The sequence below is a fragment of the Pirellulales bacterium genome, from assembly GCA_019636335.1.
Lineage (GTDB): Bacteria > Planctomycetota > Planctomycetia > Pirellulales > JAEUIK01 > JAHBXR01.
In genome coordinates, this window is sequence record JAHBXR010000037.1 from 1 (window position 1) to 12266 (window position 12266).

The following is a 12266-nucleotide window of genomic DNA, read 5'->3' on the forward strand; positions in this document are numbered from 1 at the left end:
ACCTAGAATTCGGATTTACCGGAGATCCGCCGATGCCAGGGTGGTCTGAGCATGCAGCATTGAAAGTAACGTTTTGGAAATCCGGGCAAATATTCTACATCGATGGCGGAACAATCGATGGCATCGCAAATCATCCATTGCCGTTTGGTCTTTATATGCCGTGGGCAAAGCTCACGACACCCGACGAAGTCGCAAAATGCCGTGGCGGTTGGTACGAACGGCGCACCGATCCACTAACAACACCCAAAGGCAATCCCGGCTTTTTTCCAAGCTGGGAGGTGTGGAAATATCTACTAGGATGGTAGAAACGCGTTATGCAGCGACAAGAATGAGCGGCGATTGTTGCGCGCAACATGCCATATTTTTAGGAAGAAATCAATAAGCGGATCTTAATTAGAACAATTAGAAGCTCTGTGATGAAATACAGCCAAAGCGGTGCGGTTACTAGATACCATAAAGACCGCCTGAGGCACAAAGCCAGGCACGCGAGCGAAGCAGTGCTGCCTACAGCAACCACTGCAAGCTGCCCCAGAATCATGCCGATGGGACGACCAGATCGAATATTGTCGGCATACGTGCTTGTTACCACTGATAGCGCAAACCAAGTCACCGGCAAAGCAATTTGAGCAAAGTGCCAAAGCCATTGCCTTGAGGGTCTCTCAGGTCTGACGTCTCTTCGAAGCTCTTGATTCGAGGAGGGCGATGAATACGGATTATTGCCCATATCGGCACCAATTCACTGCGAGGGCAGACAAGCTATGCGCGCTCGGCGGGATGCACCGGATCTGCCAAGTGCATCTTCAATGTCGGCCGGCATGCCGTCAAGTCTGAGGTGGAGTTCAATGACTGGACAGGTTTTGGCGTGGAATAAGGAGTACCAGTTCGACCGCTTTGCTGGGGTGACGGAATACACGGACGAGCTGGGGCACAGGACCACGTACGAGCGGAATGCCGACGGCCTGGTGACGAAGATCACGACGGCGGATCCCGCGCCGGGCCCGCAGCGCGGCCCGCTGATAGTCCAGTTCCTCTACGACGCTCGGCCCGGGCATCGCATGAATCTCGTCCGCGTGCAGTCGGTGGGGGGCGCGCAGTCCTTCCTCGAGGAGTGGCACTACGAGGACGAGTTCAACCTGGTCGTCCGGCATCTCGACAAGGGGGCGCGCCACACCGTATATCTCCGCGATGCCGCCGGCAACGTGCGGGAAGTGCGCCGGGCGATCGGGAATCTCGATAATGTAAACCTGCCCGCCGTCGACGACCTGACGACGAGCTACACCTACACCAGCAGCGGCGCCGCCGGCCTGCTCGACACGCGGACCGATCCCGACGGCCGCGTCACCGACGTCGACTATCTCGGCGCGACGGGCTTGGTGAGCGCCATCACCTTCGGGGCGGGGAGCGCGGTGGCCGGCACGCGGCAGTTCTTCTACGACGCAGAGACGCGGGTCATGACCCACAGCCTGGACGAGTTGGGACGTCGGACCGATTACGTCTACGACGCGCTCGATCGGCTGACCGAGTGGTGGGAGCCCGACCCGGATCCGACGGCGCACGGCGACGCGGACCGCCCGGTGTGGGTCTACGACTACTGCGCCTGCGGCCGCCTCACGTCGGTCCTCGATCCGGAATACACGATCACGAGCTACCGCTTCCATCCGCAGCGCGGCTGGCTGAGCGAAGCCAAAATCCTCGGCTCCGACCTCCAGACCTACCGGCAGGAGTTTTACGGCTACGACGCCACGGGCCGCTTGACGAGCGTCACCACCGGACTGGGGCAGGAGACGAGCTACCTCTACGACGACGCGGGGCGGCTATCGTAGATCATCCTTTGACGCCGACAGGCGTTGAGCACTAGCAGTGCAGCTTCGCGCGCGTCGCCGGGAGAAACGATGCGCCAATAGCCGAAAGAACGCAAATTGGGTTTTGCGTCGCGTTGCGGCATGTAACAATAGTGAGTCTGGTCACCGGGGCGTCTTCGCATCTCGTCCCGACTACCTGCCAAGTAACGCCGCTTGCCGAGCGCTCGCCAGGTGCGTTTGGCTCCCAGCCCACCCTGACACGAATGGCCGCTCGCCCGATAGCCCTGCCTGCGACCTGCGTCGTATTCCTGACCCTGGTCGCGGTGTTGATCTCGCCCTTGCCGGCCTTAGCCGATGAGACGATCATCGCCCGTTGGGATTTCGGCGCCGAAGAGACCACGCCACTCAAGATGAACGGTGGCGTGCATCGCGACGTGCCGGGACCGCGGCCGCCCGACTATCCCGACTTCGAGCCGAATAACACCGCGGTTAAGCTCGACGGCGAGGGGGCGTATCTATCGTTCGACGATCCGGGCGTGCAAAGCCCGTTCGACTTTACCACCGGCGACGCGATCACGCTCGAAGCCTGGGTGCAGGTCAGCGAGTTGGGACGCCGCGAGAATGTCTATGTCATCGGCAAGGGGCGCACCGGCTCGAAGGGCTTTGCCCGCGACAATCAAAATTGGGCGCTCCGCGTCCGCGAGACCAAGGGCAAGGCGGGGGTGAGTTTTCTCTTCGCCACGCCGCCCAAAGAGGAGGAGCGAAACTCCGACGCGCACTGGCATCGCTGGACGACGAAGAACGGTTTCAAGCCGGGCAAGACCTGGCACCACATCGCCGTCTCGTACCGCTTTGGTGAACCGGAGAGCATCCGGGGCTGGATCGACGGCAAGGCGGAAGTGGGCGTATGGGACATGGGTGGTCCGACCAAGGAAGCCCCCGTCGTCGATAACGACTCGATCTGGATCGGTTCGGCACTGCGGGGAGCAGCGAGCAATAGTTTTCGCGGCGCGCTCGATTCCATCGTTATACATCGCCAGATCGTGGACGAGTCGGCGATGAAATCGCGTTATCGTTTCACAGGCGTCGAAGTGATGGCCAAGCCGGCGCCCGAAGTGATGCCCGAGTTGGGCGAACTCCCCGCCGGGCAAGTCCTCGTCGCCTGCCACGAAGGCATGCCGACGCACGATCGCTGGTTGAACGAGGATGAGACGCTTCCCACCGAGACGATGCGTTGGCAAGCCGAGGCGATGCTGTTCGATCGCCTGCCGGTGCGGTTCGATGACTGGGGCATTCGCGATCAATGGAAAGCGCCCGTGCTCGCGCGGCTGGCGGCCGACATTCGCCTGGCGCCGGGCACGCACCGTTTCATCATGCGAGTGCGCGGGCTGAGCCGCTTGTGGGTCAACGGAGTGGTCGTGGCGCGCGCAAAGCCGGTGGCCGGCTCGCCGAGTGGCGAGGAACCGATCACCCCCATCACGCCGCCGCCGTTGCCGGGTCTGCGCAGTGCCGAACATCGACAGCAGGAGGTACTCGGCGAGGCGACGATCGGCAGCGATGGCAAATGCCGCGTCGTGCTCGAAACGTTGATCGGGGGCGCGAAATTTCGCGTCGACCCTGGAGAACTGTGCGTGGCGGTGGAGTCGGCGGATGGCCGGTCGTTCCTAGTATTGCCGACCGGTGGAGATCCGCAGTCCCAACAGACACCGCAAACCGAATTGCCGGAGTCGCCCCCCATTCACCTGACCGATAGCGACGTGACGGCCGCACTGGCGCGCAGCGAGGGGGCGCTGTCGGCGCTCGACGATGAGCATCGCCGTGCTGCCGCCGCGAGCCAGGACTCGTTCTGGCAGAAACGGCACGATGCGGCCCGCGACTGGGCGCGGCAGCATCCGGCACCCTCCGTCCCCGGCACGGCCGCTTCGGCCATCGACGCGTTCCTCGCCACAAAGATCGAACATGCCTTGGCCGCAGCGGCCAAGACGCCCCTGGCCGAGGCGCAGCAATTTCACGAGCAGATTTTCTCCGTCTTGCGAGACAACTGCCTGCGTTGCCACGGCGAAAAAGAAAACGGCGGCCTGCGTCTCGATTCGCGCGAGGATGCCCTCGCCGGTGGCGATTCGGGACTGGCGGCCATCGTGGCTGGCAGCGTTGCCGACAGCGAACTGATTCGTCGCCTTCGCTCGGAGGATCCGGACGAGCGGATGCCCCCCGGCGGAAAACCTCTCTCTGAGGAGCAGATCGCCGCGCTCGAGTCGTGGATCGCGTCGGGCGCTGTGTGGCCCGCGCCCCCCGTGACGGCCGAGGAGGTCGCCGCGCCGGCCCTCTTGGACGATGCGGCGTTTCTCCGGCGACTGTATTTCGACACCGTGGGGGTTCCGCCCCAAGAAGACGACTTGCGGCGATTCCTGGCAGACGATTCGCCGGACAAGCGACGCGAGTGGATCGACCGACTGTTGGCCGACGATCGTTGGGCCGATCACTGGATGAGCTACTGGCAAGATGTGCTTGCCGAGAATCCGACGCTCATCAACAGCAGCCTCAACACGACCGGTCCGTTCCGCTGGTTTCTTTACGATGCGCTGCGCGATGGCAAATCGTTCGATCGCCTGGTTACGGAACTGATTCTGCTGCGCGGCAACGCGCACGCCGGGGGGAGCGCCGGTTTTGGCATTGCGGGGGACAACGACGCGCCGCTGGCGGCCAAGGGGCAGATCGTCTCGTCGGCGTTCTTGGGTATCGAACTGCAATGCGCGCGCTGCCACGACTCGCCCTACCACAGCACGACCCAGCGCGACCTTTACTCGCTGGCGGCCATGTTGGCCCGCAAGCCCGTCACAGTGCCCAAGTCGAGCCGCGTGCCTGCCGCATTTTTCCAGCAGAAGTCGCGTGAATCGCTGATCCAGGTCACGCTCGAGCCAGACGAAGAGATCACGCCGACCTGGCCCTTCGCGGAGATTGCCGGAACGCCGACAGAGGGCTCGCTCGATGGTCTGATGCAGAATCCCGGCGACTCGCGCGAGCGATTGGCCGCTTATATCACGGCGCCGCAGAACGGACGTTTTGCCAAGGTCGTGGTGAATCGCATCTGGCGGCGGCTGCTGGGCGCGGGGCTCGTCGAGCCGGCCGATGACTGGGAAGGGCATCCCGCCAGTCATCCCGAACTGTTGGACTGGCTGGCCAACGAATTCATCGCGCACGATTACGACATCAAGCACATGGTTCGTCTTATCCTGGCGTCGCAGGTCTATCAACGTCGGGCGACTGGCCACAACGCGGCGGCCGATCCCGAGCTGCGTTTCTTCGTGGCGCCCGATCGCCGGCGTCTATCGGCCGAGCAAGTCGTCGATTCGCTGGTCGCCGCGTCGGGACAGCCGCTGGACGTGGAAGAGCTGACGTTCGATCCCGACGGTCGCCGCCCCGCTAGCAATCGACTGACGCTGGGGGTGCCGCGTCGCGCGTGGATGCTGGCTGATCTGGCCAACGAGCGCGATCGGCCGAGTCTTGGCCTGCCGCGCGCGCGGGCCCTGGCCGACCTGATGGAGGCCTTTGGCTGGAGCGGCGCGCGGCAGAATCCGCGCACCGATCGAGAGGCCGATCCCAACGTGCTGCAGCCGGGCGTGATGGCCAACAGTACGGCCTCTGTTCTACTCACGCGCGCCGTCGAGGGGAGCGGCTTGGCCGAGTTGGCCGTCGTGGCCACTTCGCCCGAGACGTTGGTCGACCGTCTCTTTCTACGTTATGTGAGCCGCTTGCCCAGCGATGCCGAACGCGCTCCGCTGGCGAGCACGCTGGCCGAAGGTTTCGCGCAACGAATCGTTCCCGCCAGCGAAGTTGAAGCCCCCGCGTCCCCCGCTGCGTTACCGCGGGTGACCTGGTCGAATCACCTCAGCCCGGATGCCTCGACGATTGCGCTCGAGCTCGAACGCCGTGCCCGGAGCGGATTACCCGCGGACGGCCGTTTGCGCCCCGCATGGCGTGAAGCGTATGAGGACGTTGTGTGGAGCATCATCAATATTCGCGAATTCGTGTGGTTGCCCTGATGAATGAAGCCAATGCCAAGCAGCACGTTTCCGTCCCTCCATCGAGCACGATCGACCGCCGGCAGTTTCTCAAAACGGCCGCGACCGTCTCGGCGCTCGCCACGTGCTCTCGCCCGGCGCTGAGCGCACCGCTGCTCCAGGGGCAGGCCGAACATGTCGTGTCGATCTGGCTGGGAGGGGGCATGGGGGCCTGCGACACCTTCGACCCCAAACGATTGGGCGATCCGACGAAGAAGCTCGCCGGCTCGTACTACGACAGCATCGAAACGGCGGTTTCCGGGGTACGCGTCTGCGAGCATTTGCGTCAGCTCGCGCCGCTCATGGACCGCGTGACCGCGGTGCGGACGCTCCATCACGACGTGATTGACGAACACGCGGCCGCGACGAATCGCATGCACACGGGCCGGCCCGTGAGCGGAACTGTGGTCTATCCGTCGCTGGGCTCCGTCATCGCGCAGCAGCGTGGCGCGGTCGAGGATGGTGTGCCCCCCTACGTGTTGATCGGCTACCCCAACGTCTCGCGCGGGTCGGGCTTTCTCGGCGCGCGCGCCGGTTACCTCTATCTTACCGACACGAACCAGGGACCGGCCGGACTGACGCGTCCCGCGGGTATCACGTCCGAGCGACAAGCGCGGCGTCAAAAGCTCCTCGGCCACTTGCGCGGATCGCAAACCGAGACCGACGATCAGCGTTTGCGCAACTATGACGAGGCGATCGTGCAAAGCCTCAAGTTGAGCGGACCGAGCTTCATGCGGAGCTTCAACCTCGAGGAAGAACCTTCCGAGCTGCGCGTTCGCTACGGCGGCGAGTTCGGACAACGATGCCTGTTGGCTCGCCGGCTGCTGGAGCGTGGCGTGCGGTTCATCGAGGTATCGCACAACCTCAACTTCCTAAACGGAGCCGGCTGGGACGTCCACAACGAGGGTATTCTGCAGCAGCACGCCCTGATTCAGGAACTCGATACGGCGATGAGTGCGCTCCTTACCGACCTGGAATCGAAGCGTCTGCTGGACAAGACGCTGATCGTCGTGACGACCGAGTTCGGACGCCCGCCCGAGTTCGACAGCGGTGGTGGCCGCGGCCACCAGGGGAGCACGTTTTGCTGCGTGCTCGCCGGCGGCGGCTTGCGGCATTGCGGCGCGTATGGAGAGACGGACGAATTGTCGAAGCGGATCGTCTCGCATCCCGTCAGCGTGCCGGACTTTTTCGCCACCATCCATGCAGCGCTCGGGATCGACTACTCGGAGAACCTCTACGACGGCGATCGCCCCGTGCCCATCACCGACATGGGGCAGCCGATAGCACCGCTGTTCGGCTAGCACTAGCGGCACGCATGGCCGCCGCGATTGCCGCGCGTGAATACTACTTCTGAGCAAACGCGTCCTGCAGCAGCGATTCGTCGAAGGCGCCGGGCACGCGCCCCGTCGCTCCGTACATATACAGCGCGGCCAGCACAATGGAGTTCAGGGCGGAAGCGACGAGCGAGATCACCAGGACGGCGGCAGCTCCCACGGCGATCAGGGTCCCTCCCAGGACCAGGTGATGGCCACCCAAGAGCGCGCTGCCGATGCCGATGAGGAGAGCGGCCGGAATAATGAGCAGGCCCGTGATCGTTCCCACGCCCACGTTCGCGGTGAGCGATTCGCCCCACGTTTTGCGCACGATCGCGGTCGAGCGGCGCAGGGCCGCGATCGGGCCGGCCTTTTCGACCACGATTACCGGCACGACAAAGAAGGTGATGATCGACCACGCCATACCGACGAGCGAGGCCACGAACATGCCGACCTTTTCGGAACGGGATTCGATCATTCGCAAGATCATGCCCACGCTGGCGGCGACGAGCGCCCAACCGAAGATTTGCGGCAACCGCGCGCAGGCCACGTTCAGCCCGTCGCCGGGGGTGGGGTCGCCACCGTCGAAGCGAATCACCGCGCAGGCGACGAGCGCGGAATTGAAGAAAATGATGACGAAATAGTTGGCCAGATAGAAGGCAAACATCACTACGTAGGCCCACGGCGGAAGCTGCTCGGCCGGCGTCTCGCCCCGGTGATGCGCGAACGATTCGAACGCGCCGCTGAACCAGAGGGGAAAGGCAAAGCTGGCCAACACGAGCGCGCAGGCGATGCCGCTGAGCAGCGGAAAGATGACGAGGTTCTTCTCCGTCTTCAAGACCTGAAAGCTCTGCTTTGTAAGCTGCCAACCGATCTGAATGCGTTGAAACATGCCGCTGCTCCCAGGTCGCAATAGGGGGGGAAGTCTACTTGCTCGTAGGGCGTTCGTCCGACCGCTCCCACGGCCTGGCGCGACGCTTGCGCCAAGTATAGGTCACGATTCGCCCACGCCTGGTGGTCACTCCGTTCCGCGCCGGCCGCACCACACTTTGCGGCAAAACCCGGGCGAATCCCCACAGTCCGAATTGACTCCGGCGGGGGATGTGCCGACACTAACGGCTTCGGAGAGCGTGGCTCGGCCCCAGGCTGTCCCGCGGGTATTGCTCGCGAAGCAGGGATCCCATTTCGGCCGGTACGGGTATTCAGTGTGATCGCGACTTCCGCTGCTCACGATGTCGTCATTCGCAAGGGACTCTTCTTCGATGGCACCGGCAAGCCGGGCGTGCAGGCCGATCTGGCCATCGAAGACGGCAAGGTCAAGCAGGTCGCGCCCCGTCTGCCCGGGCAGGGCCGTCGCGAGATCGATGCGCAGGGCTGCTGGGTGATGCCCGGCATGCTCGATATCCACACGCACTACGACGCCGAGATCGAGGCCATCCCGGGGCTCGACGAGTCGGTGCGTCATGGCGTGACCACGGTGGTGATGGGCAATTGCTCGCTGTCGGCCGCCATCGGCAGCCTCAAAGACGTGCTCGATCTGTTCTGCCGGGTCGAGAGTCTGCCGCGCGACGTGCTGGCCCAGTTCTTGGGCGAAGAGATCCCCTGGAAGAATGTCCGCCAGTATTATGACCATCTCGAGACGTTGTCCATCGGACCCAACGTCAGCAGCTTCATCGGCCATTCGAGCGTGCGGGCACACGTGATGGGGATGGAGCGCAGCCTGCGGGTCTCGAAGGCCACGACCGACGAGATCCGCCAGATGCAGGGGATCGTCTCCGAGGCGATGGACGAAGGTTACCTGGGCATGTCGATCGACCTGTTGCCCTGGCACCGCATGGATGGAGAGCCCTTCTGCGGCATCTCGGTCCCCTCGCAGCATGCCGCGCCCAGCGAATATGGCAAGCTCGCGAGCGTCGTCCGCCAGCGCGATCGCATCCTGCAGGCCACGCCGAACGCCCTGAACAAGAAAACCGTGCTGACGATCGCCATGCTCAGCACGGGCGTCTTGCGCAAGCCTTTGCGCACGACGATCGTGGCCGCCATGGATGTGAAGACGAACCGCAAGGTGTACAAGATCGCCACGCTCGGCGCCACGGTGCTCAACGGCCTGTTGCGCTCGAATATCCGCTGGCAGTCGCTGGCCGAACCCTTCTTGAACTACTGCGACGGGGTCTTTACGCCGCTGTTCGAGGAATTTCCCACGGGGGTCGTGGCCATCAGCGCCACGGCCGACGAGCGCCGGCAGATGTTCTCCGATCCCCAATACCGTGCGGCCTTCCGCGCCGATTGGGAATCGACCCGCGAGCGGCTCTTCCATCGCAACCTGGACGATATGTGGATCGTGGCTTCGCCGATCCCGGGCCAGGTGGGCAAGTCGTTTCAGCAGGTGGCCGAAGAAACGGGCGCCGAGCCGATCGTCTACTTCATGGACCTGATGGCCGAGCACGATACGGCCGTCCGCTGGAAGACGGTGGTCACGAACGATCGGCCCGACAAGCGCCGTTTCATCTTTGCGCATCCCACGACCTTGCCCGGCTTCAACGACTCGGGCGCGCACGCCCGCAACATGGCATTTCAGGATGGCGGACTGCAAATGTTGCAGCAGGTCGTGCTGAATCCCGAGGTGATGCCGATCGAAAAAGCAATTCACAAGCTGACCGGATTGTCGGCCGAGTGGCTCGGACTCGACACCGGTACGCTCGTGCCGGGCAAGCATGCCGACGTCGCCGTGATCGATCCCATCCAGCTCAAGACGGGGCTCTCCGAACCGCTGGAGATAAACGACCCACGATTCCACGGCGCCATGCGCATGGTGAAACGTTCGGACGGCGTGGTGCGCCAGGTGCTCGTCGGCGGCAAAATCGCCTTCGAGAATGGAAACTTCGCTGACGATTTCGGGCAAACAAAATACGGACGCTTACTACGCTCGACGCGTTAGGTCGCGTTCGACCGTCGGCGCCTTGCGGCTACCGGGCACTCATGCTCATCTCGAGTCGCCCCGCGCGACTCGATTCGCTCACCTGCGGGCTTCGTGGCAGTCTTCATCGGCCCGCATGACGAAGCCGGCATCACATGATTTCAGGAGGAGACGATCATGGGCTTGCACGAGAAGGATTCTATTCGCGACCAGTTCGACGACGACGTCTACGCCTCAGCCGATCTCTCGGTCAGCATGCCGAAGTATCGTTTTCCCGCGTCCGAGCACGAGCCGCGGCACGCCTACTCGGTGGTTCACGACGAGCTGATGCTCGACGGAAACTCGCGTCAGAATCTGGCGACGTTCTGCCAGACCTGGGTCGAGCCCGAGGTCCATCGGCTGATGGATGAGTGCCTCGACAAGAACATGATCGACAAGGACGAGTATCCGCAGACGGCCGAGATCGAGGCCCGCTGCGTCCACATGCTGGCCGATTTATGGAACTCGCCCGCCGAGGCGAACACCATCGGCTGTTCGACGACCGGTTCGAGCGAAGCGGCCATGCTCGGCGGAATGGCGATGCTACGCCAATGGCAGGCCCAGCGTCGTGCCGTCGGCAAGTCGACCGACAAGCCCAATCTGATTACCGGTCCCGTGCAAGTCTGCTGGCACAAGTTCACCCGTTATTGGGACATCGAGCATCGCGAGATCCCCATGACACCGGGGCGTCTGCTCATGACCCCCGAAGAAGTGCTGGCCCGGTGCGACGAGAACACGATCGGCGTCGTTCCCACGCTGGGGGTGACCTTCACCTGCCAGTACGAGCCGATTCAGGCCGTAGCGACGGCGCTCGATCGATTGCAACAATCGCGCGGGCTCGATATTCCCATTCACGTCGACGGCGCCAGTGGCGGTTTTCTCGCTCCCTTCTGCGCGCCCGATCTCCCCTGGGACTTTCGCCTGCCGCGCGTGAAGTCGATCAACAGCTCGGGACACAAGTTCGGGCTCGCGCCACTTGGTGTCGGGTGGGTCGTGTGGCGCGAAGCGATCGACTTGCCCGAGGAGCTCATCTTCTGGGTCAACTATCTCGGCGGGAACATGCGCGACATCGCGCTCAATTTCTCGCGTCCCGGCGGACAGGTCGTGTGCCAGTACTACAACTTCCTGCGACTCGGCCGAGAAGGCTACCGCAAGATCCACATGGCCTGCTACGAGAATGCCCAGTACCTGGCCGGCGAAATCGAAAAGCTGGGGCTCTTCGAGGTGCTCTTCAAGGGGGATCCAGCCCGCGGTATTCCGGCCTTGTGCTGGAAAATACGCGACGGTCTGGAGCCGGGATTCAGCCTGTATGATCTGGCCGATCGCTTGCGGGTGCGCGGCTGGCAGGTTCCTGCATATTCGTTGCCGCCAAACTGCAGCGACCTGGTGATTCAACGCATCCTGGTACGGCACGGGACGAGCCGCGATCTGGCGTCGCTGCTGATCGACGACATCGGCCGCGCGATCGATTACTTCCGCCAGCACCCGATCCAAAAACCGCTCACGGCGGCCGAGGCCTCGGGCTTTCACCATTAGTCGCTGTCGATCGATACCATGCCGTGTGCAAAGCCTCGCCGGTCGATACAGACCGTCTCGCTAGAACGGCCTCCTCAAGATCGGCCTACTTCATTTCTCCGGTGACGTTACACAGCGGCACGATGGGGCTCGTCGAATCCAAAATCTGCTGCAGCGTCACGTTGCGAAAGGCAGCCTCGGTTGCTGCGTAGGCGCAATCGAGCTCGTGGTGCAACGGGCAAAGCTCCGTGTGCGAGGGCAGACCCAAGGGGCACTCGCGAATCCGCTCGATCGGCGCTACCGCGTTGACGACGTCGAGAATGGAAATCTCTGCTGACGCAAGCGCCAACTCATAGCCCCCCCCCGGTCCTGACCTCGAACGGACGAGCCCCGCTCCGACCAAGTCCTGCAGCACATGGTGCAGATACCGTCGGGGGACCTTCGTACGCTCGGCAAGCGAATCGGCCGAAGCCGGATGCGAGGGGGTGCCGGCCAGGCAGATCATGGCGCGCAGGGCGTACTCGGCGGTCTTGCTAAGCATAAAAATTGGCCCTCCGCTCTATTCTACATCTTGACATACATAATTCAACGTATACCTTCATGTATACGTTCCGGCGTA

General features: G+C 63.2%; 8 protein-coding genes. 6 read left to right on the forward strand and 2 right to left on the reverse strand.

Going from position 1 to position 12266, the window contains the following annotated elements; genetic code table 11:
• The 4 genes from KF708_23375 to KF708_23390 form a co-directional block, all read left to right on the forward strand.
• Window positions 1–305: hypothetical protein (locus KF708_23375; GenBank protein MBX3415646.1), on the forward strand; the 305-nt coding region annotated here is incomplete at its 5' end.
• A gap of 537 nt (window positions 306–842) precedes the next feature.
• Window positions 843–1823 (forward strand): RHS repeat protein, encoded by a 981-nt coding sequence (locus KF708_23380; GenBank protein MBX3415647.1) that lies wholly within the window; start codon window positions 843–845, stop codon window positions 1821–1823.
• Between the two features lie 242 nt (window positions 1824–2065).
• A complete protein-coding gene (locus KF708_23385) occupies window positions 2066–5845 on the forward strand; it encodes a DUF1553 domain-containing protein (protein MBX3415648.1) in 3780 nt (1259 codons plus the stop codon).
• A complete protein-coding gene (locus KF708_23390; protein MBX3415649.1) occupies window positions 5845–7164 on the forward strand; it encodes a DUF1501 domain-containing protein in 1320 nt (439 codons plus the stop codon). The genes KF708_23385 and KF708_23390 overlap by 1 nt, the downstream gene beginning before the upstream one ends.
• Window positions 7165–7207: 43 nt before the next feature.
• Here the strand turns inward: KF708_23390 and KF708_23395 are convergent, their stop codons facing one another.
• On the reverse strand, window positions 7208–8068 hold the full coding sequence (locus tag KF708_23395; protein ID MBX3415650.1) for a hypothetical protein: 861 nt from the start codon (window positions 8066–8068) through the stop codon (window positions 7208–7210).
• A gap of 315 nt (window positions 8069–8383) precedes the next feature.
• Between KF708_23395 and KF708_23400 the strand changes: the two genes are divergently transcribed.
• Together KF708_23400 and KF708_23405 are read left to right on the forward strand one after the other, a co-directional pair.
• Window positions 8384–10114: an amidohydrolase family protein gene (locus KF708_23400; GenBank protein MBX3415651.1), complete on the forward strand. Its 1731-nt coding sequence runs from the start codon at window positions 8384–8386 to the stop codon at window positions 10112–10114.
• Between the two features lie 156 nt (window positions 10115–10270).
• A complete protein-coding gene (locus KF708_23405) occupies window positions 10271–11668 on the forward strand; it encodes a glutamate decarboxylase (GenBank protein ID MBX3415652.1) in 1398 nt (465 codons plus the stop codon).
• A gap of 85 nt (window positions 11669–11753) precedes the next feature.
• On the opposite strand, the gene KF708_23410 is transcribed toward KF708_23405, so the two are convergent.
• Entirely contained in the window at window positions 11754–12188 is a 435-nt protein-coding gene (locus tag KF708_23410; protein ID MBX3415653.1) for an Rrf2 family transcriptional regulator, read from the reverse strand.
• Between the last annotated feature and the right edge of the window lie 78 nt (window positions 12189–12266).

Bases quoted from the DNA above. Each gene is read 5' to 3' on its own strand.
- KF708_23385 (MBX3415648.1), top strand. From the start codon at position 2,066: ATGGCCGCTCGCCCGATAGCCCTGCCTGCGACCTGCGTCGTATTCCTG.
- KF708_23410 (MBX3415653.1), bottom strand. From the start codon at position 12,188: ATGCTTAGCAAGACCGCCGAGTACGCCCTGCGCGCCATGATCTGCCTG.
- KF708_23380 (MBX3415647.1), top strand. From the start codon at position 843: ATGACTGGACAGGTTTTGGCGTGGAATAAGGAGTACCAGTTCGACCGC.
- KF708_23405 (MBX3415652.1), top strand. From the start codon at position 10,271: ATGGGCTTGCACGAGAAGGATTCTATTCGCGACCAGTTCGACGACGAC.
- KF708_23390 (MBX3415649.1), top strand. From the start codon at position 5,845: ATGAATGAAGCCAATGCCAAGCAGCACGTTTCCGTCCCTCCATCGAGC.
- KF708_23395 (MBX3415650.1), bottom strand. From the start codon at position 8,068: ATGTTTCAACGCATTCAGATCGGTTGGCAGCTTACAAAGCAGAGCTTT.